Source organism: Kitasatospora sp. NPDC057936, from assembly GCF_042887525.1.
Taxonomy (GTDB): Bacteria; Actinomycetota; Actinomycetes; order Streptomycetales; family Streptomycetaceae; genus Kitasatospora.
In genome coordinates this window covers 25,486-43,612 of sequence record NZ_JBHVPD010000038.1, presented here as the reverse complement: position 1 = coordinate 43,612, position 18,127 = coordinate 25,486, and the positions used below count along the sequence as shown (strand labels likewise).

At 72.2% G+C, this 18,127-nt stretch carries 17 protein-coding genes and 6 tRNA genes; 13 read left to right on the top strand and 10 right to left on the bottom strand.

Annotated elements, in window-relative coordinates:
* Positions 1–107: 107 nt before the first annotated feature.
* The 4 genes from ACFVU9_RS20935 to ACFVU9_RS20920 form a co-directional block, all read right to left on the bottom strand.
* A tRNA-Val gene (locus ACFVU9_RS20935) sits at positions 108–179 on the bottom strand.
* A 41-nt stretch (positions 180–220) separates the two neighbouring features.
* A tRNA-Val gene (locus ACFVU9_RS20930) sits at positions 221–292 on the bottom strand.
* A 35-nt stretch (positions 293–327) separates the two neighbouring features.
* Positions 328–401: transfer RNA gene (locus tag ACFVU9_RS20925), tRNA-Cys, on the bottom strand.
* 40 nt (positions 402–441) lie between these two features.
* Positions 442–514, bottom strand: a tRNA-Gly gene (locus tag ACFVU9_RS20920).
* A 226-nt stretch (positions 515–740) separates the two neighbouring features.
* Between ACFVU9_RS20920 and ACFVU9_RS20915 the strand changes: the two genes are divergently transcribed.
* The 3 genes from ACFVU9_RS20915 (at position 741) to ACFVU9_RS20905 (ending at position 3,743) form a co-directional block, all read left to right on the top strand.
* The gene (locus tag ACFVU9_RS20915) at positions 741–1,790 is read left to right on the top strand and encodes a chorismate-binding protein (protein WP_387595295.1); all 1,050 of its coding nucleotides are present in this window, start codon (positions 741–743) and stop codon (positions 1,788–1,790) included.
* 88 nt (positions 1,791–1,878) lie between these two features.
* Positions 1,879–2,709, top strand: a complete 831-nt coding sequence (locus tag ACFVU9_RS20910; protein WP_387595292.1) for an aminotransferase class IV — start codon at positions 1,879–1,881, stop codon at positions 2,707–2,709.
* A gap of 182 nt (positions 2,710–2,891) precedes the next feature.
* The gene (locus ACFVU9_RS20905; protein ID WP_387595289.1) at positions 2,892–3,743 is read left to right on the top strand and encodes a GNAT family N-acetyltransferase; all 852 of its coding nucleotides are present in this window, start codon (positions 2,892–2,894) and stop codon (positions 3,741–3,743) included.
* 12 nt (positions 3,744–3,755) lie between these two features.
* Here ACFVU9_RS20905 and ACFVU9_RS20900 read toward each other — a convergent pair whose 3' ends face one another.
* Positions 3,756–4,256 carry a DsbA family protein gene (locus ACFVU9_RS20900; RefSeq protein WP_380443641.1) on the bottom strand — a complete coding sequence of 167 codons (501 nt, stop codon included), beginning with the start codon at positions 4,254–4,256 and terminating at the stop codon, positions 3,756–3,758.
* A gap of 7 nt (positions 4,257–4,263) precedes the next feature.
* Here ACFVU9_RS20900 and ACFVU9_RS20895 point away from each other — a divergent pair, with 7 nt between their 5' ends.
* Entirely contained in the window at positions 4,264–4,824 is a 561-nt protein-coding gene (locus ACFVU9_RS20895) for a hypothetical protein (RefSeq protein WP_387595287.1), read from the top strand.
* 29 nt (positions 4,825–4,853) lie between these two features.
* On the opposite strand, the gene ACFVU9_RS20890 is transcribed toward ACFVU9_RS20895, so the two are convergent.
* Entirely contained in the window at positions 4,854–5,423 is a 570-nt protein-coding gene (locus ACFVU9_RS20890) for a CGNR zinc finger domain-containing protein (RefSeq protein ID WP_380443645.1), read from the bottom strand.
* 412 nt (positions 5,424–5,835) lie between these two features.
* Positions 5,836–6,249, bottom strand: coding sequence for an SsgA family sporulation/cell division regulator (locus ACFVU9_RS20885; protein ID WP_030056266.1), 414 nt, complete (start codon positions 6,247–6,249; stop codon positions 5,836–5,838).
* Positions 6,250–6,444: 195 nt separating this feature from the next.
* Here ACFVU9_RS20885 and ACFVU9_RS20880 point away from each other — a divergent pair, with 195 nt between their 5' ends.
* The 3 genes from ACFVU9_RS20880 to ACFVU9_RS20870 all read left to right on the top strand — a co-directional run bounded on the left by ACFVU9_RS20880 (position 6,445) and on the right by ACFVU9_RS20870 (position 7,349).
* Complete coding sequence (locus ACFVU9_RS20880) at positions 6,445–6,915, top strand: TIGR02611 family protein (RefSeq protein WP_380438036.1); 471 nt, start codon at positions 6,445–6,447, stop codon at positions 6,913–6,915.
* A gap of 78 nt (positions 6,916–6,993) precedes the next feature.
* Positions 6,994–7,065: transfer RNA gene (locus ACFVU9_RS20875), tRNA-Val, on the top strand.
* Between the two features lie 212 nt (positions 7,066–7,277).
* Positions 7,278–7,349: transfer RNA gene (locus ACFVU9_RS20870), tRNA-Val, on the top strand.
* A gap of 65 nt (positions 7,350–7,414) precedes the next feature.
* On the opposite strand, the gene ACFVU9_RS20865 is transcribed toward ACFVU9_RS20870, so the two are convergent.
* Positions 7,415–8,182 (bottom strand): exonuclease domain-containing protein, encoded by a 768-nt coding sequence (locus ACFVU9_RS20865; protein WP_329925079.1) that lies wholly within the window; start codon positions 8,180–8,182, stop codon positions 7,415–7,417.
* A gap of 140 nt (positions 8,183–8,322) precedes the next feature.
* Here ACFVU9_RS20865 and ACFVU9_RS20860 point away from each other — a divergent pair, with 140 nt between their 5' ends.
* The 4 genes from ACFVU9_RS20860 (at position 8,323) to ACFVU9_RS20845 (ending at position 12,796) form a co-directional block, all read left to right on the top strand.
* A complete protein-coding gene (locus tag ACFVU9_RS20860) occupies positions 8,323–8,877 on the top strand; it encodes a DUF4365 domain-containing protein (protein ID WP_359973248.1) in 555 nt (184 codons plus the stop codon).
* A 32-nt stretch (positions 8,878–8,909) separates the two neighbouring features.
* On the top strand, positions 8,910–10,076 hold the full coding sequence (locus tag ACFVU9_RS20855) for a hypothetical protein (protein WP_380438032.1): 1,167 nt from the start codon (positions 8,910–8,912) through the stop codon (positions 10,074–10,076).
* Positions 10,077–10,172: 96 nt separating this feature from the next.
* The gene (thrS, locus tag ACFVU9_RS20850; RefSeq protein WP_387595282.1) at positions 10,173–12,152 is read left to right on the top strand and encodes a threonine--tRNA ligase; all 1,980 of its coding nucleotides are present in this window, start codon (positions 10,173–10,175) and stop codon (positions 12,150–12,152) included.
* Positions 12,153–12,235: 83 nt separating this feature from the next.
* Positions 12,236–12,796 carry an HIT family protein gene (locus ACFVU9_RS20845; RefSeq protein ID WP_380438028.1) on the top strand — a complete coding sequence of 187 codons (561 nt, stop codon included), beginning with the start codon at positions 12,236–12,238 and terminating at the stop codon, positions 12,794–12,796.
* Positions 12,797–12,875: 79 nt separating this feature from the next.
* Here ACFVU9_RS20845 and ACFVU9_RS20840 read toward each other — a convergent pair whose 3' ends face one another.
* The gene (locus tag ACFVU9_RS20840) at positions 12,876–14,525 is read right to left on the bottom strand and encodes a hypothetical protein (protein ID WP_380438026.1); all 1,650 of its coding nucleotides are present in this window, start codon (positions 14,523–14,525) and stop codon (positions 12,876–12,878) included.
* 196 nt (positions 14,526–14,721) lie between these two features.
* Here ACFVU9_RS20840 and ACFVU9_RS20835 point away from each other — a divergent pair, with 196 nt between their 5' ends.
* Positions 14,722–15,180 carry a thiol-disulfide oxidoreductase DCC family protein gene (locus tag ACFVU9_RS20835; RefSeq protein ID WP_380498719.1) on the top strand — a complete coding sequence of 153 codons (459 nt, stop codon included), beginning with the start codon at positions 14,722–14,724 and terminating at the stop codon, positions 15,178–15,180.
* Here ACFVU9_RS20835 and ACFVU9_RS20830 read toward each other — a convergent pair.
* The gene (locus ACFVU9_RS20830; protein WP_387595278.1) at positions 15,168–17,216 is read right to left on the bottom strand and encodes an elongation factor G-like protein EF-G2; all 2,049 of its coding nucleotides are present in this window, start codon (positions 17,214–17,216) and stop codon (positions 15,168–15,170) included. The genes ACFVU9_RS20835 and ACFVU9_RS20830 overlap by 13 nt on opposite strands.
* Before the next feature lie 255 nt (positions 17,217–17,471).
* On the opposite strand from ACFVU9_RS20830, the gene pgsA reads away from it, so the two are divergent.
* On the top strand, positions 17,472–18,119 hold the full coding sequence (gene pgsA / locus ACFVU9_RS20825) for a phosphatidylinositol phosphate synthase (protein WP_329925087.1): 648 nt from the start codon (positions 17,472–17,474) through the stop codon (positions 18,117–18,119).
* Positions 18,120–18,127 lie beyond the last annotated feature (8 nt).

Sequence of the window (18,127 nt, the reverse complement as noted above, 5' to 3'; positions counted from 1 at the left end):
ATACTGGGATTGAACCAGTGACCCCTACCGTGTCAAGGTAGTGCTCTCCCGCTGAGCTAATCGCGCCTGGTGTGGCGGTCCTGCAGCAGACCCCGAAGGGTCCGACGTGCGCGATACTGGGATTGAACCAGTGACCCCTACCGTGTCAAGGTAGTGCTCTCCCGCTGAGCTAATCGCGCCTGGTGTGGCGGTCCTGCAGCAGACCCCGGAGGATCCAACGTGCGCGATACTGGGATTGAACCAGTGACCCCTACCGTGTCAAGGTAGTGCTCTCCCGCTGAGCTAATCGCGCGGGGAGGTTCTCCCGGCGGAACCGGGCGATCCTCTTGGAGGTGGAGACGGGATTTGAACCCGTGTACACGGCTTTGCAGGCCGTTGCCTCGCCTCTCGGCCACTCCACCAGGCAACACTCGGAGAACGATCTTACACTGTTCCCCATCGAGCGGACGACGAGATTCGAACTCGCGACCCTCACCTTGGCAAGGTGATGCTCTACCAACTGAGCCACGTCCGCCTGTCTCCCGGGACCTTCACCGCTTTTCTTCGGCTGCGCTCCCTGGCGACGTGTTGAACTCTAGCGGATTCCCGGGCCAGCTAAAAATCCGTTCCCGCAGCGTGCACTCGGTGCACACCCGGAAGCCGCTCGCGCCCGGTCGTTCCGGCGTACGCCCCCGGCCTCGTCGAGCGCCCCCGACCTACACTTCAGGCACCGCCGCCCAGCACCACCGCGCAGGAGAACCGTGTCCGGCCGCACCGCCCCCCAGACCCCGCTCGCCCGCTTCGGCGGCCGCCTCGCCACCGGCCTGCGCGACGTCACCTCGGACCCGGCCGCGCTGGACTCCGCCGGCTACTGGGCGGTGGCCTACGACTTCGAGGGCCGCCTCACCTGCGCCCGCTTCGACGACGTCCGCCCCGCCCCCGCCCCGCCCTCCGGCGCCGGCTGGCACGGACCGGACGCCGGCGACTGGCACAGCTCCCTGGACCGCGGCGCCTACACCGCGGGCGTCCGCCGCATCCGCGAGCACATAGCCGCCGGCGAGGTCTACCAGGCCAACCTCTGCCGCGTGCTCTCCGCACCGCTGCCCGATCCCGGTCGCACGGACGTCGACGCCCTCACCGGACTCCTCGCCCACGGCAACCCCGCCCCCTACGCGGGCACGATCCGGCTGCCCGACCACGGCGTCGAGATCGCCACCGCGTCGCCCGAGCTCTACCTGCGCCGCTCCGGCCGCACCGTCTCCTCCGGTCCGATCAAGGGCACCGGCCGCACCGAGGACGACCTCCTCGACAAGGACCACGCCGAGAACGTGATGATCGTCGACCTGGTCCGCAACGACCTCGGCCGCGTCTGCGCGACCGGCAGCGTCACCGTCCCCGACCTGTGCGCCGTCGAGAAGCACCCCGGCCTCGTCCACCTCGTCTCCACCGTCGAGGGCACCCTGCGCGACGGCGTCGGCTGGCCCGAGCTCCTGGGCGCCACCTTCCCGCCCGGATCCGTCACCGGCGCACCCAAGTCCAGCGCCCTGCGGATCATCGAAGCCCTCGAAACCGCCCCGCGCGGCCCCTACTGCGGGGCCGTCGGCTGGGTCGACGCCGACCGGGGCGAAGGTGAACTCGCCGTCGGCATCCGGACCTTCTGGATCGACCGCACCGACCCCGCCGTCCCCGTGCTGCGCTTCGGCACCGGCGCCGGCATCACCTGGGGCTCCGACCCCGACCGCGAGTGGGCCGAAACCGAACTGAAGGCCGCCCGTCTAGTCGCGATAGCGTCGGGCAGCGAGACCCTCTGAAGGCCCGCGAACGCCCTGCGGCACCCGCAGGACCGCAGAGCCCCCAGACCCCCCCCGCCGAAGAACCGCCCCCGAGGAGCAGCGCCCGATGCACACCCCCACCAAGAGCTGGGTCAACGGCACGCTCGTCGATTCCGCCGACGCCGCCGTCTCCGTCCTCGACCACGGACTCACCACCGGTGACGGCGTCTTCGAGACCATGAAGGCCGCCGACGGCCGGGCGTTCGCCCTCACCCGCCACCTCGACCGCCTCACCCGCTCCGCCCGCGGCCTCGGTCTGTCCGATCCCGACCACGACCGGGTCCGCGAGGCCTGCGCCCAGGTCCTCGCCGCCAACCCGATGCCGCTCGGCCGACTGCGCGTCACCTACACCGGCGGCGTCGCCCCCCTCGGCTCCGAGCGCGGTGACTCCGGCGCCACCCTCGTCGCCGCCATCGGTCCCGTGAACCGGCGCCCCGACACCACCGCCGTCGCCGTCGTCCCCTGGCGCCGCAACGAGCACAGCGCCGTCGCCGGCCTCAAGACCACCTCCTACGCCGAGAACGTCGTCGCCCTCGCCGCCGCCCACCGTGTCGGCGCCTCCGAGGCCCTGTTCGCCAACACCGCCGGACTGCTCTGCGAAGGCACCGGCTCGAACGTCTTCGTCGTCATCGGCGGCCGCCTGCTCACCCCCACCCTCGCCTCCGGCTGCCTGGCCGGCATCACCCGCGCCCTCGTCGTCGAGTGGTGCGGCGCCGAGGAGACCGACCTCCCGCTGGAGGCCCTCGGGGACGCCGAGGAGGTCTTCCTGACCTCCACCCTGCGCGACGTCCAGGCCGTCACCCGCGTCGACGACCGCGAACTGCCCGGGATCGGCCCGGTCACCGCCAAGGCCATGGCGGTCTTCGCCGAGCGCAGCGGCGACGACCTCGACCCGTGAGCCCGCTCCGGCGGGCTGGTGTCCTCAGCCGTCTCCGGCGGGCTCGTGTCCTTAGCCGCCTCCGGCGGGCTGGTGTCCTTAGCCGCCTCCGGTGGGCTCGTGTCCTTGGCCGCCTCCGGCGGACTCGTGCCCTTAGCCGCCTCCGGCGGATAAGCCTCCCGGGGCGGGGAAGGGACCACCACATGACCTCCACGCTGCGGCCCGAGGGCCCCGAGACACCCACCCCCGCCGGCGGCCGCACCAGACGCTGGCAGATCTGCGCCAACGGCCGCCAGGTCGGTGCCCTGCGCACCACCGCCGTCCCGCACGGCAGTCAACTCTTCGGAGAGATCGCCGAGTTGGAGATCAGTGAAGGGCGCGGCCGGGGCCGCGGGACGTTCGGCGCGCTGGCCGCCGAGGAGGTGCTGCGCGGCTGGGGCTGCACCCGCGTGGACATCGACGTCCCCGAGTCCGCGCAGGTCGCCCGCGGCCTCGCCCTCGCCCTCGGGTACACCGAGCGGATGCGGAACCTGGCCAAGCACCTGACCGCACCCCCCGACCTCCCGGCCGGTGTCACCGCCCGCGCGATCGGGGCCGGGGAGTTCCCGGCCTGGCTCGACCGGGCCGCCGAGGACTACGTCCGCTCGCTGCGGGAGTCGGGCCTCACCGAGGAGCAGGCCCGCGCCAAATCCGGCGTCGACCACCAGCGCCTGCTCCCGCAGGGCGCCGACAGCCCCGGCGTCGCGCTGCGCCGCCTCTACGGTGGCGGGGACGACGCCGGCACCGAGCCGCTCGGCTCGCTCTGGGTGGACCTCCACCTGCGCGACCTGCCGGACGGCGAACCGCTCGCCTGGGTCATGGTCGTCGAGGTGTCCCCGGCCCACCGGGGCCGGGGACACGGCCGGACGCTGATGCTGCTCGCCGAACGCGAGTGCCTGGCCGCCGGTGTCCGCACCCTCGGCCTGAACGTCTTCACCGTCAACGAGGTCGCCATCCGGCTCTACGCCTCGCTCGGCTACCGGGTCACCAACCGCCTCTACGGCAAGCCTCTGTGACCCGACGATGCGTCAGGAGGCCTTCTTCTCCTCGATGATGGCGACGATCCGCTCGCGCAGGCCGTCCTGGCTCTGCCCGCCGTCCAGCCGCTTCCCCGCGATCACGTACGTCGGCGTGCCCTCCACCCCGATCGCCTTGCCCTCGGCCTGGTCGGCGTCCACGGTCAGCATGTGCCGCCCGTCGATCAGCGCCGTGTCGACCTCGTCGGCGTCCACCCCGACCTCGCGCGCGACGTCCAGCAGCACCTGCTGCCCCTTCGCGTCCAGCTCCTCGACGCGGGCCAGCAGCGCCTCCACGAACGGCCACCCCAACCCCTGCGCGAAGGCCTCCTCGGCCGCCTCGGCGGCCGCGTAGGCGTACTTGTGCTTCTCCAGCGGGAAGTGCCTCACCTCCACCGTCAGCGCGTCACCGTACTGGGCACGAAGCGCCCGTACGTCGTCCAGGGCGGTACGGCAATCCGGGCACTGGAGGTCGCACCAGAACTCGAGACGGGGAAGGGAACCATCGATCATCCCCCCAGTGTTCCACTGGTGGGCCCCCGCGCCGCCCGGCGGTGCGCCCGAGGGCCCGGCGACAGGAGGCACCCATGACCAGGACGACCCGATCCGACCGGACGCCACCGTGCTGAGCGCGGCCGTCAGCTTCGCACTCACGGCGGCCGGCGTCGCCGTCGCGGGCCTGCGCGCCTACCGGCGCCGCTTCCTCTCCGCGACCCGCTGGTTCGCCGTCGCCCTGCTGCCCGCGGGCCTCTACCTGACCGGCCTGTTCCCGGTCGCCCGCACGATCGCCGACGAGGTCGGCACGTGGGCCACCAAACTGGTCTTCGACCCCCGCGTCTGGACCGGCATCCTGCTGCTCGGCATCTCCGTCGCCCTGCTGCTCACCACGCGGTTCGTGAGCCGCCGCGGCGCGGTCGAGGCGCCGGAGGCCCGCCCGGCGGCGGCCCGGACGCCGGAGCGGTCCGCGGTCGAGGCGGCACAGCCCAAAGCCGCGCCGAAGAAGGCCGCGGCGAAGAAGCAGGACGACGGCCTCGGCGACTTCTCGGACATCGAGGAGATCCTCCGCAAGCGCGGCATCTGACCCGACCGCGGGGGCGTGCGGCCGCGGCCTCAGGCGGAGGGCACGGCCTCGGCCGAGCGCTGCCGCGCCCGGTAGGCGGCGACGTGCAGCCGGTTCCCGCAGGTGCGGCTGTCGCAGTAGCGGCGGGAGCGGTTGCGCGAGAGGTCCACGAAGACGCGCGCGCAGTCCGGCGCCTCGCAGCGGCGCAGCCGCTCGCTCTCGCCCGCCATGAAGATGAACGCCAGCGCCATGCCCAGCTCGGCGGCCAAGAGGTCGCCGAGCGCGGCGTGCGGGGCGAAGTAGTGGATGTGCCACCCGTGGTGGTCGTGGTTGGTCAGCCGGGGCGTCGTCCCGGCGGCCGCGACGATCGAGTTGACCAGCTCGGACGCCGCCGCGGTGGACTCCGTCCCGAACACCTCGCGCAGCCGCGACCGCAGGTCCTGCACACTGCGCAGGTCGCCCTCGGTGAGGGAGTCGATCTCGCTGATCCCCTGGTGGACCACGAAGGCGTCGAGCGCGGCCACGTCCGGCAGCAGCTCGGTGCCGCAGACCTCGGGCGCGGTGTTGAGCAGCTCGACGAGCGTGTTCAGCGCGCACTCGGTGTCGTGGGTGATCAGCACGTGGGGACTCCTCGCGGAGGGGGGACGTCGTTACCCCGCGTCGGCGGTTACCCCAGACCATACCGGGCCGTGCGGCGGAAGGCCGCTGCCTTCTTTCGAAGGTATGTACGGATTGCGTCACTGTGACGGAAAGCAGCCGGCGGTCAATCGAATAACCCCTCCGAAGACCGGTCCGCCACCCCGAAAACGGCGGCGCCCGGCATCGAGGCCGGCCACCCGAACGGATGGCCGGCCTCGATGCCGGGCGCCTGCAGTGCTGCGGCCCCGCTCCTGGTGGGAGCGGGCCGGCACCGGCCCCGAGGCCGCGTCGTGCGCGGCTGAGTCTGCTGCCGTGCCCCCGAGTAGGACGGCTGCGATGACGGCAGGGGGTGCGGCCCCGCCGTCGGCGGGGCGTGACCGCCTCCGGGCGGGATCAGCTTTCGGCGAGGATGTGGGACAGCTCCCGGTCGAGGTCGAAGTGGCGGTGTTCGGTGCCGGGGGGCACCGCGGCGTCCGTCCGCTTGAGGAACGACTCAAGCGCCCGGGCAGGGGCCTCCAGCAGGGCTTCTCCTTCCGGAGAGCTCAGCGCGATGCAGACCACCCCTTGCCCGTGGCTGCGCGACGGCCACACCCGGACGTCGCCGGTACCGGTGGGTCGGTGCAGCCCCTCCGCGAGGAGATCTCGGGCGAACACCCACTCCACGGTCTCGTCGGCGCCCGTGTGGAACGTGGCGTGCACGGCGTAGGGGTCGGCGGTGTCGTAGCGCAGGCCCGCGGGGACGGGCAGTGAGGACTCGCTGGACACGATGAGGCGCAGGTGCAGCTCGCAGCTGACCGTGGTGTTCATAAGCGCCATGGCCTTTCGCTCAGTGTGCGCTCGGGGAATCGCACGTCGGCGAACGGACCATCCCACCTCCAAGCCCGATGTAAACCCCTCTGTCCCGATTCGGGGCCGAGTCGTACCCCTTACGGCGCATTGCGGAATCTTCCCCGAGTGCCCCTGCCCGGCATTACCGGGCCGCTTCTCGGTTACTTTCCTGGCATGACTGTGCGAAACGACAAGACCGGCGGGAACACGGGAACGGGTGAATCGATCATGTCGAACGGCACGGCCGGCGGGACGGCCCCCGAAGGCGGCCGGGCGCCCGGCTCACGGGCTCCCGCGTTCATCCGCCGTTCCCGTCCGCTCCACCTCGCCTGGCGGGCGGTGATCTTCCTGGCCGGCCTCGCCGTCGTCGTCCTCGGCGTGGTCATGCTGCCGCTGCCCGGTCCCGGCTGGGTGGTGATCTTCCTGGGCATGGGGGTGTGGGCCACCGAGTTCGCCTGGGCCCAACTGGCCCTGCGGTGGACCCGCCGCAAGGTCAACGAGGCCGCCCGGCGCGCCCTGGACCCGCGGGTCCGCCGGCGGAACCTGACGCTCACCGCCCTCGGCCTGGCCGCGCTCGTCGGGGTCGGCGGCTGGTACTTCGCGCGCTACGGCCTGACCGTCCCCTGGACGGCGGACGAGAGCTGAGCCGATCCGGGGAGCGGCCCCCGCCGGGCGGCGTGTTCGGACCACCCTCCGGGATGCGGTAATGTTTTCCCTGCACCCGGGCGATTAGCTCAGCGGGAGAGCACTTCGTTCACACCGAAGGGGTCACTGGTTCGATCCCAGTATCGCCCACCGGAATGCATTGTGATATGTGAGGCCCAGCCGATTATCGGCTGGGCCTCACATGTATTTCCGGAATCCCGCCGGAAGTGCCCGCGCGAATGCACCTGAGCCCCAGTCACCTTCCGCGCGGAGCACCGGTTCTGCGGTTCGGCCAGGCCGGCCCCGGAAGGGGCGAGTTGTACGACCGGCTCCAAATGGTGCTACAGTTCTTCTCGTTGCCCGGGCGATTAGCTCAGCGGGAGAGCACTTCGTTCACACCGAAGGGGTCACTGGTTCGATCCCAGTATCGCCCACCGGACAGCATGCAGGCCCTGATCGGGATACCGGTCAGGGCCTGCGGCGCGTTCGGAGCCGGCCGCTACGCCGCCGCCTCGCAGCCGTGCTCCGGCTCCAAGCGCCTGCCGCAGCCGCACCTGGCCGGCCGGAGCGGCCAGGACAGGTCCACCCGCTCCGGCGTCCCGGACCGGTCGAACCAGTTCTGCAGCCCCCGCGCCTGCGCCGCGTGCCAGATCGCCTGACGCAGGTGCAGCTCGGCCGCCGTGAGCCCGCCCAGCGCCGCCGGGTAGCGGGCACCGATCGTCCGCGTCAGCGCCAGCGCCGCCGAGGCGTCCGCCGCCGCGTCGTGCGCGCCGGCCAGCTCGACGCCGTAGTGCGCGCACAGGTCGGTCAGCGTCCGGCGGCCCTTGCGGTAGCGGTCCACGTGCTTGTCCAGCACCCGCGGATCCAGCACCACCAGTCCGGCCGCGCCCAGCCCGCCCGTCAGCGGGAGGCCGTGGTGGCGGCGCAACTCCCGGTCCAGCAGCGTCAGGTCGTAGGGCGCGTTCATCACCACCACCGGCCGCCCGGCCCTGGCCTGCGCGGCCAGGGCCCGGGTTATCTCCGCCACGACGGCGCGGGCCGGACGGCCGTGCGCGCGCACGTGGTCGTCGGTGATGCCGTGCACCGCCCGGGCGCCGTCCGGGATCGGGACCCCCGGATCGGCCAGCCAGGTCTCGGTCTGCACGGGTGCGCCCGGGGCGAGTTGGACGACCAGGGCGGCCGAGACGATCCGGTCGTGCTCGACGTCCACGCCGGTGGTCTCGGTGTCGAAGGAGGCGAGTGGGCCGGTGTACCAGTAGTGCTGCATGACTGCCCCTCAGACGTGCGGTCCGCACCCCGGTGATACCCGGTTCTGACGCCCGCTCAACCGTTTGGCGCAGGCCGGGCCGGGGATCCTGGCCTTGGGCCGCTCCCGGGGGTGGCGGGCCCGGGGGGAGGCTAGGGGCGATGGCGCTGACACAGCCGCAGCCCGACGAGGCGGCGGCGGTCCTGCGGGGGAACCTCGCGGTGACGGCCTGCATGGAGACGCTGCAGGTCGGCTACCTGCACGCGGTCGCCGCGGCGGCCGGCTGCTCGCTCTCCCAGCCCTTCCCGGACAACGGCATCGACTGGCAGGTCAGCCACGGCTCCCGGGCGCACGAGGTCGACGACGAGGTCACCATCAAGATCCAGCTCAAGGCGACCCAGCAGATCGCGCCCGACCCGGCCGGGCCGTTCTTCAGCTTCACCCTGGACAACGACCACCTGCGCAAGCTCGCCCGGGCCCGCGTCGCGGTGCCCCGGATCCTCGTCGTCATGCTGCTGCCGCGCCGGGTCGACCACTGGCTGGCGGCCCGGCCGGACGCGCTCGAACTGCGGCACTGCTGCTACTGGGTCAACCTGGCCGGCCACCCCGTCACCGGGCAGCGCCGCACCAACGTCCGGGTGCCCACCACGAAGGTCTTCGACGACCGCGCGCTGTGCGACATCATGGCCAGGGTCGGCGCGGGCGGCAGCCCGTGACGGCCCGGCCCCGGCCGGGAGGAGCCGCACCCATGACACCACCCCACGCACCGGGCGAGCCCGACGGAGTCCTGCCCGGCGGCGGTCTGCCCGACCCGGCCACCGTCGACCCCGCGGTGCTCGCCACCCTGCTCGCCCGGCACGGCTGGGTGCGGCGCGGCGGCCCCGCCGCCCGGTACGGCCGCTGGACGCCCCCGGACGACGACCCCGGCACCAGCCTGCTCGTCCCCGCCGGCGACGGCTTCGACGACGCGGTCGACCTCCTCACCGACGCCGTCACCGCCCTCTCCCGCTCGCACAGCCCCTCCGCCCGCTCGATCCTGCTCGCCCTCTCCGTGCCCGGCGACGAACTGCGCTGGCACCGCGACGTGCCCGGACCGGCCGGCACCGCGCCCTGGGAGGACGCCGAACGGCTCGGGCGGGCGGCCCGCGCCATGCTCGCGGCCGGGGCCAAGGCCGGACGGACCAGGGCCGCCTACTTCGGCGCCCGGCTGGACACCTGGGCCGACGACTTCCTGGACCGCGTCCTGGTCGTCGAACAGGGCGCCGGCCTCACCGCCTACACCCCCGCCCCCGAGGGGCGCGCCGCCGTCACCACCCTCGTCCGCGCGCTGGAGGCACTGCGCGACGCCGTCGACTACCGGCGGGTCAGCGGCGGGCCCGAGGCCTTCGAGAACGCCGTCCAGGCCGGGGTCAGCCGCGAGCTCGTGCAGTCCGTCGAGGAACTCGTGCGCGGCGCGACCGCCGCGCGGCTCGCGGTCGCCTGGTCGGCCGCCGCCGGCACACCGGGCGGCTTCGGCGAGCGCCGCGTCGTCCTCGACTTCTCGCCCGGCGACCTGCCCGCCCTCGCCGAGGCCGCCGAACTCCTGGAGCGCATCGAGCCCGCCGTCGCCGTCACCGTCGTCGGCGTCGTCGTCCGCCTCAAGCGCGCCGACCCGACCGGACCCGGCACCGTCCGCCTGCGGATCCTCGGCGGCGCCGAGGTCCGCGAGCTCAAGGTCCGGCTGCCCGACCCCGACTACCGGCTCGCCGCCGAGGCCCACCTCGCGGGCGTCCCGGTGCGGGTCGCGGGCCGGCTGGAGAGCCGCGGCGGCTTCCGCCGGCTCACCCGGCCGCAGGGCCTTGAGCTGTGCGGATGGGACGAGGGCGACCGAGAGCGGCTGCTCAAGGGACTGACGGACGGGGGAGAAGGCGGCTAGATCGCCGTCGGTGGACGGTGGGGGCGGCGCTCTCGGTACCATCGTCACGCGCAGCGCAGTGTTGCGTCCTCTAATCCAGCACGTCAGGAGAGACCGGTGACGGACGTCCGGGTAATCATCAACCGCGAACCCGATCGGGAAGAGCGCGTGGTGACCACGGGCACTACGGCCGCCGAGCTCTTCGCCGACGACCGTTCGATCATCGCCGCCCGCGTCGGCAGCCAGCTCAAGGACCTCGCCTACGCCGTCCAGGACGGCGACGAGGTCGAGCCGGTCGCGATCGGCAGCAAGGACGGCCTGGACATCCTGCGCCACTCCACCGCGCACGTCATGGCGCAGGCCGTGCAGCAGCTCTTCCCCGAGGCCAAGCTCGGCATCGGCCCGCCGGTCAAGGACGGCTTCTACTACGACTTCGACGTCGAGAAGCCCTTCCACCCCGATGACCTCAAGGCCATCGAGAAGAAGATGCAGGAGATCATCAAGCGCGGGCAGAAGTTCTCCCGCCGCGTGGTCACCGACGAGTCCGCCCGTGAGGAGCTGGCCGCCGAGCCGTACAAGCTGGAGCTGATCGGCCTCAAGGGCTCCGCCGCCACCGCCGGCGAGGGCGCCGACGTCGAGGTCGGCGCCGGCGAGCTCACCATCTACGACAACCTGGACGCCAAGAGCGGCGACCAGTGCTGGGGCGACCTCTGCCGCGGCCCGCACCTGCCCAGCACCCGGCACATCCCGGCGTTCAAGCTGATGCGCAACGCGGCCGCCTACTGGCGCGGCAGCGAGAAGAACCCCATGCTCCAGCGCATCTACGGGACCGTCTGGCCGAGCAAGGACGAGCTGAAGGCCCACCTCGACTTCCTGATCGAGGCCGAGAAGCGCGACCACCGCAAGCTCGGCAACGAGCTCGACCTCTTCTCCATCCCCGAGGAGATCGGCTCCGGCCTCGCCGTCTTCCACCCCAAGGGCGGCATCATCCGCCGTGCCATGGAGGACTACTCGCGCAAGCGGCACGAGGAAGAGGGCTACGAGTTCGTCTACACCCCGCACGCCACCAAGGGGAAGCTCTTCGAGAAGAGCGGCCACCTCGACTGGTACGCGGACGGCATGTACCCGCCCATGCAGCTCGACGAGGGCGTGGACTACTACCTCAAGCCGATGAACTGCCCGATGCACAACCTGATCTTCGACGCGCGCGGCCGCTCGTACCGTGAACTGCCGCTGCGCCTCTTCGAGTTCGGGACGGTGTACCGGTACGAGAAGTCCGGCGTCGTGCACGGCCTGACCCGGGCCCGCGGCTTCACGCAGGACGACGCGCACATCTACTGCACCCGCGAGCAGATGGCGGAGGAGCTCGACTCCACGCTGACCTTCGTGCTCAACCTGCTCCGCGACTACGGTCTGACCGACTTCTACCTGGAGCTGTCGACCAAGGACCCGGAGAAGTTCGTCGGCAGCGACGAGACCTGGGAGGAGGCCACCCGCGTCCTCGCGGCCGTGGCCGAGAAGCAGGGCCTTCCGCTGGTGCCGGACCCGGGTGGCGCGGCCTTCTACGGCCCGAAGATCTCGGTCCAGGCGAAGGACGCGATCGGCCGCACCTGGCAGATGAGCACCATCCAGCTGGACTTCAACCTGCCGGAGCGCTTCGACCTGGAGTACACCGCGGCGGACGGCTCGCGTCAGCGGCCGGTCATGATCCACCGCGCGCTGTTCGGCTCGATCGAGCGCTTCTTCGCGGTGCTGCTGGAGCACTACGCAGGCGCCATGCCGCCGTGGCTGGCCCCGGTCACCGTGACCGGCATCCCGATCACCGACGAGCACGTCCCGTACCTGCTGGAGGTCGCGGCCGAGCTGAAGAAGCACGGGATCCGGGTCGAGGTCGACACCTCGGACGACCGCATGCAGAAGAAGATCAGGAACGCCCAGAAGAGCAAGGTTCCGTTCATGCTGATCGCCGGCAACGACGACATCGAGGCCGGGGCCGTCTCCTTCCGCTACCGCAACGGCGAGCAGAAGAACGGCGTGCTGGTCGCGGACGCCGTCGCGGAGATCGTGGACGCGGTGAAGAACCGCATCCAGGTGTGACGTCGCAGTTCGGTTGACCCCGACGCGGGGCAGGCTCCTGAGGAGTCTGCCCCGCGCGGCTTTGCAGGGGGCCTCGGGCGAATATGCTGATCAGCATGACGACTGAGCCGGAACTGCAGCGGGGCGTCGGTGAGCCGGACGGCTTCCGCCGCCTGTGGACCCCCCATCGGATGGCGTACATCCAGGGTGAGAACAAGCCCACCGGCCCGGCTCCGGACGACGGTTGCCCGTTCTGCTCGATCCCGTCGCTGAGCGACGAGGACGGGTTGGTCGTCGCGCGCGGCACGTCCGTCTTCGCGGTGCTGAACCTCTATCCGTACAACGGCGGCCACTTGATGGTGGTCCCGTACCGGCACGTCGCGGACTACACCGACTTGGACGAGGCCGAGACCGCCGAGCTGGCCGGGTTCACCAAGAAGGCGATGACCGCGCTGCGGGCCGCCTCCGGCGCGCACGGGTTCAACATCGGGATGAACCAGGGCGCGGCGGCCGGGGCGGGGATCGCGGCGCACCTGCACCAGCACGTGGTGCCGCGCTGGGGCGGGGACACCAACTTCATGCCGGTGGTGGGGCACACGAAGGTGCTGCCGCAGCTGCTGGCGGACACCCGCAAGATGCTGGCCGAGGTCTGGCCGCAGGACTGAGCGGACGCGCGTGAGCGGAGGGGCCCGTCACCGGGAGTACCGGTGACGGGCCCCTCCGTCGTGTCGCCCGGCCGATCGCTCAGCCCGCGTCGAACTGGTCGACCTTGTACGGCCGGGTGCCCTGCGCCTCGGACTTGATGATCGAGGTGCGGTTCTTGAAGAAGCGCTCGGTGTCGAGGTCGTGCTCCTCCAGGAACTCCAGCGTGGCGGCGTGGACCGCGCTGAGCACCGGGACGGAGGCGTTGAGCGCGTTGTCCGTCATGAAGCGGCTGCTCCACGGCGGGTTCGCCCAGGCGTGCCGGAAGCCGAAGGGCTCGGGCAGGCCGATGCCGCCGCCGAGCCAGGCGAGCAGCCCGGGGATGCGGACCAGGGGTGCGCGCAGGGCCTGGCGCACCACTTCGTCGTTGTCGATCAGGGGGAGCTGGACGGTCCGCTCCTCCCAGAACTTGCCGGTCTTCTGGATCGTCTTCTCCTTGGGGGCGGGCTTGTCCCCGAAGACGCCGGCGACCGGGCCGAGCGCGTAGCCGGCGACCGTCACGGTGAGGGTGTTGGCGAGCAGGGTGACGGTGACGGTGAAGGTGATGATCAGCTTGCCGTCGAAGGTGATGAACTGGGTGGCGAGGTAGTGCCGGGCGCCGCCGCCGGAGAAGGTCTGCTTGTCGGCGATGGTCTGGACGGCGAAGTCGCGCATCCGGTCGCCGTCCATGTCGGCGCCCGCGGGGCGGGAGATCTCGTCGGCGTTCTCGCCGACTTCGAGCACCGCCCACTGCTTGATCGAGACGTTGGTCATGCCGCTGTTGGCGACCTCGCTGATCGAGAGCCCCTTGAGGTGGGCGCCGATCTTGCGGACGAGGTCCCAGGGGTGGAAGGCGCGGAAGTCGCTGTGGCCCTCGGCGGGCCGCAGCACGTCGACGAGTCGCCATTCGCCCCAGCGGCGGCCGACGCCGAGGATGCCCTTGGGGCCGGCGTAGTGCTGGACGTTGGTCTCCTGCTCGGCTTCGAGGCGGCCGAGCTTGTCGCGCAGGTCGACGGCCTTCTTGTCGAGGTCGTCGCGGGGGACGGCCTTGGCGACGGTGGCGGCGACGGCGTTGCCCTCGACGAGGGCCTGCCAGCGGGCGCGCAGTTCGCGGGTGGAGCGCAGGACGATGCGTTTGGCGAGGAACCAGCCGATCACCGGGGCGATCATGGTGATGCGCAGGTAGAGGCCGAGGAGTCCGGCGGCCGGGGGGCGCAGGGCGAGGAGGACGGCGACGGCGCCGGCGGCGAGGAGGGCGAGGCCGCCGTAGACCTCGTTCTGGCGGGACTTGTCCTTGAGGAGCCAGGTGCGGAGGTAGAACGCGGCCAGCCAGATGAGGCTTCCGGGCAGGGCGAGGAGGCCGAACACCACGGTGATGGTGGTGAGTTGGCGGTCCCGGTTGCCGCGGAACTCCTGGGCGGCGAGGCAGTGTTCGACGATCTGGCGGGTGTCGGTGCCGAAGGAGGGCACGATGGGCTTGCGGGTCGCGCCGAGGGCGCGGGCGATGACGGCGGTGCTGAAGGCCTCGCCGAGATTGGCTCGGAACAGCCGGAAGCGTGGCTTCTTGTAGGTGGCGGCGCCGATCTTCTCGACGAAGGGTTCGATCTCGCCGTCCCGGTAGGCCGCGGAGGAGAGCGCCTGGGTGACGGCGGTCTGCGGGCCGGCGTCGGTCCGGGGTATCTGCGCACCCGGGGTCATGTCGAGTGTGGTCACGGTGGTGTCCCCTCCTCCCCTTGTCAGCGGCAGGTTACCGTGCCGTGGTGGTGCTGCGCGGATGATCGTCTGAAGTACCGTCACGATCGGGCCGCGTTGGTTGCCGCGTTGGCTGCCGCGTTGGTTCGAGAGGCATGATGCCCAGCTTCGCCGGTGTCGATACCCGGTGGTTCCGGTCCGGTGGCGTGGGTGCAGGATGATCGTGACTGCGATGGAAGGGGTTGCCGTGAAGGATCCGGTGCTGGTCTTCGACGGGGACTGCGCGTTCTGCTCGTCGTGCCTGGGGTGGGCGGAGCGGTATCTGCGGCAGACGCTGGCGTCGGGGGGCTGGGAGGCGGTGCCGTTCCAGTTCGCCGATCTGGCGGCGCTGGACGCGCGGGCGGGTGGCGCGGGCGAGGTCACCTGGGAGCGTGCGGAGCGCGAGGTGCTGTGGGTGACTCCGGCGGGGCGGGTGTACGGGGGTGCGCAGGCGGTGGCGCGGCTGCTGATGCGGTCGGGCGGCGCGTGGGCGTACCTGGGCGCGCTGTTGACGCTGGCTCCGGTGCGGCCGGTGGTGGGCGTGGTGTACCGCTGGGTGGCGAGGAACCGGCACCGGATGCCGGGTGGTACGCCGGCGTGCGCGCTGCCGAACCGGCAGGCCGTTCAGTCGTCGTAGCGTTCGGCGACGGCGGCGGGCATGGGTTCGTGCCGCAGGTAGGCGCGGCTGAACTCGGCGGTTCCGTGGGTGAGGGAGCGCAGGTCGAGGGGGTAGCGGGTGAGTTCGAGCTCGGGGACCTCGGCGCGCAGGAGGGTGAGTCCGGGGCCGGCGTTGTCGCTGCCGAGGACGCGGCCGCGGCGTGCGGAGAGGTCCCCGAGGACGGCGCCGAGGTAGTCGTCGGGGAGCAGGACGCTGACGGCGGCGACGGGTTCGAGCAGGCGGATGACGGCGTGTTCGGCGGCGTCGCGCAGGGCGAGGGCGGCGGCGGTCTGGAAGGACGCGTCGGAGGAGTCGACGGAGTGGGCCTTGCCGTCGGTGAGGGTGACGCGGACGTCGACGAGCGGGTGTCCGGTGGCGACGCCCTTGGCGAGCTGGGCGCGGACGCCCTTCTCGACGGACGGGATGAAGTGCTTGGGCACGGCGCCGCCGACGACGTGTTCCTGGAACTCGAAGCCGGAGCCGGCGGGGAGGGGTTCGACTTCGAGGTCGCAGATGGCGTACTGGCCGTGGCCGCCGGACTGCTTGACGAGCCGGCCGTGGCCGGCGGCGGCGCTGCCGAAGGTCTCGCGCAGGGCGACCTTGGGTTCGACGGTGTCGACGTGGACGCCGTGGCGGGTGCGCAGGCGGTCGAGGACGACGTCGGCGTGGGCCTCGCCGGTGCACCAGAGGACGAGCTGGTGGGTGTCGGGGTTCTGTTCGAGGCGCAGGGCCGGGTCCTCGGCGGTGAGCCGGGTGAGGGCCTGGGAGAGCTTGTCGTCGTCGGCCTTGCTGTGGGCTTCGACGGCGATGGGCAGCAGGGGTTCGGGGAGGGTCCAGCCGTCGAGTTCGACGGGGTGGCCGGGGTCGTGGACGGTGTCGCCGGCGCGGGCGGTGGTGAGTTTGGCGGCGCAGACGAGGTCGCCGGCGACGGCGTGCGGGACGGGGCGCTGGAGTTTGCCGAAGGGGCTGCTGAGGGCGGTGACGCGTTCGTCGCCGTCCTGGTCGGCGGGGTGCGCGGGGCCGGTGAGGTGGATGCGGGTGTCGGGGCGCAGCGTGCCGGCGTAGACGCGCAGGAGGCTGATGCGGCCGACGTAGGCGTCGCCGGTGACGCGGATGACCTGGGCGGCGAGGGGGGCGTCGGGGTCGCAGGCGGGCCCGGGGCGGGTGCGTTCGGTGGGGTCGGGGAAGGCGTGGGCGATGAGGTCGAGGAGTTCGGCGGCGCCGAGGCCGTTCTCGCTGGTGGGGACGGCGGGGTGGAGGGTGCAGGCGAGGACTTCGCGGCGCATGCCCGCTTCGAGGGCGTCGGTGTCGAGGGTGTCGCCGGCGAGGTAGCGCTCCATGAGGGCGTCGTCCTGGCCGGAGATGGCTTCGACGAGGCTCTCGCGGGCGGATGCGGTGTCGGGCAGGGGGGTGGCGTCGCCGTAGGTCTGTCCGGTGAGCAGGTCGACGCTGCCGTCGGGGTGGCCGTCGTGGTGGACGGGCAGGAACAGCGGGCGCAGGGTGTCGGGGCCGAGCTCGAAGGCGTCGTGGCAGGCGGTGAGGATGTCGTCGAAGCCGGTGCGGGCGAGGTCGAGCTTGGCGACGGCGACGGCGCGGGGGATGCCTTCGGCGGCGCACTCGCGCCAGAGGGCGCGGGTGGGGGCGGTGACGGGGTCGGTGGCGGAGACGACGAAGACGGCGGCGTCGGCGGCGTGCAGGGCGGCGCGCAGGTCGGCGGCGAAGTCGGGGTGGCCGGGCGGGTCGATCAGGTTGATCTTGGTGCCGCGCCATTCGAGGGGGAGCAGCGCGAGCTGGACGGAGCGCTGCTGCTGGTGCTCGATGTCCTCGTGGTCGGAGACGGTGGTGCCGTCGGCGACGCGGCCGGCCCGGCCGGTGGCGCCGGCGGTGAGGGCGAGGGTTTCGGCGAGGGTGGTCTTGCCCACACCGCTGCAGCCGATGAGGACGACGTTGCGCAGGTCGCGGGGGCCGGTGACGTTGGGGGCCTGGCCGGCTCGTGCGGTGCTGCGGTCGGGCATCGGGGTCTCCTCCCGTGGCGCCGAGGCTGTCTTTCGAAAGTCTAGGGTCGGGTCTCGCCGGGGCGCGTGTCGTGCGGGCGGCCGATCGTGGTGCGCGTGTGCGGGTCGGTCGGTGCGCCGTCGGGCGGTGCGTGCGCCGGAGCGTGTCGTCGGCGTGGCTACGATGGGTGCGCCGGGCGGGCTGATCCGTCCGGCCGTCTGCCGCGCGTGTTGCGCCAGGCGGGTACCAGGGAGATCGGAGCGGTCGGGAAGGCCATGCTCAACAAATACGCGCGTGCCTTCTTCACACGTGTCCTGACCCCGTTCGCCGCGTTCCTGATCCGGCTGGGCGTGAGCCCGGACGCCGTGACGCTGATCGGTACCGCCGGTTCGGTGGCCGGTGCGCTGGTGTTCTTCCCGCGCGGGGAGTTCTTCTGGGGCACCATCACGATCACGCTGTTCATCTTCTCGGACCTGGTGGACGGGAACATGGCGCGCCAGCTGGGCCGGAGCACCAAGTGGGGCGCGTTCCTGGACTCGACGCTGGACCGGGTCGCCGACGCGGCGATCTTCGGCGGTCTGGCGATGTGGTACGCGGGCAAGGGCGACAACAACCTGCTGTGCGCGGTGGCGATCGTGTGCCTGGCGAGCGGTCTGGTGGTGTCGTACACGAAGGCGCGGGCGCAGAGCCAGGGCCTGCCGTGCGACGTGTCGGGGCTGGTGGAGCGGGCCGAGCGGCTGGTGGCCAGCCTGGTGGCGGCCGGGGTCGCGGGTCTGCACGAGTTCGGGGTGCCGTACGTGGAGTGGCTGCTGCCGGTGGCGCTGTGGCTGGTCGCGGTGGGCAGCCTGATCACGGTGCTGCAGCGGATGCTGACCGTGCGCCGCGAGGCGTTCGAGGCCGACCGTGTGGCGGCCGGGAGCTGATGGGGGGC

Bases quoted from the DNA above. Each gene is read 5' to 3' on its own strand.
- ACFVU9_RS20910 (WP_387595292.1), top strand. From the start codon at position 1,879: ATGCACACCCCCACCAAGAGCTGGGTCAACGGCACGCTCGTCGATTCC.
- ACFVU9_RS20905 (WP_387595289.1), top strand. From the start codon at position 2,892: ATGACCTCCACGCTGCGGCCCGAGGGCCCCGAGACACCCACCCCCGCC.
- ACFVU9_RS20900 (WP_380443641.1), bottom strand. From the start codon at position 4,256: ATGATCGATGGTTCCCTTCCCCGTCTCGAGTTCTGGTGCGACCTCCAG.
- ACFVU9_RS20885 (WP_030056266.1), bottom strand. From the start codon at position 6,249: ATGAACACCACGGTCAGCTGCGAGCTGCACCTGCGCCTCATCGTGTCC.
- ACFVU9_RS20880 (WP_380438036.1), top strand. From the start codon at position 6,445: ATGACTGTGCGAAACGACAAGACCGGCGGGAACACGGGAACGGGTGAA.
- ACFVU9_RS20865 (WP_329925079.1), bottom strand. From the start codon at position 8,182: ATGCAGCACTACTGGTACACCGGCCCACTCGCCTCCTTCGACACCGAG.
- ACFVU9_RS20860 (WP_359973248.1), top strand. From the start codon at position 8,323: ATGGCGCTGACACAGCCGCAGCCCGACGAGGCGGCGGCGGTCCTGCGG.
- ACFVU9_RS20855 (WP_380438032.1), top strand. From the start codon at position 8,910: ATGACACCACCCCACGCACCGGGCGAGCCCGACGGAGTCCTGCCCGGC.
- ACFVU9_RS20845 (WP_380438028.1), top strand. From the start codon at position 12,236: ATGCTGATCAGCATGACGACTGAGCCGGAACTGCAGCGGGGCGTCGGT.
- ACFVU9_RS20835 (WP_380498719.1), top strand. From the start codon at position 14,722: ATGATCGTGACTGCGATGGAAGGGGTTGCCGTGAAGGATCCGGTGCTG.
- ACFVU9_RS20830 (WP_387595278.1), bottom strand. From the start codon at position 17,216: ATGCCCGACCGCAGCACCGCACGAGCCGGCCAGGCCCCCAACGTCACC.
- pgsA (WP_329925087.1), top strand. From the start codon at position 17,472: ATGCTCAACAAATACGCGCGTGCCTTCTTCACACGTGTCCTGACCCCG.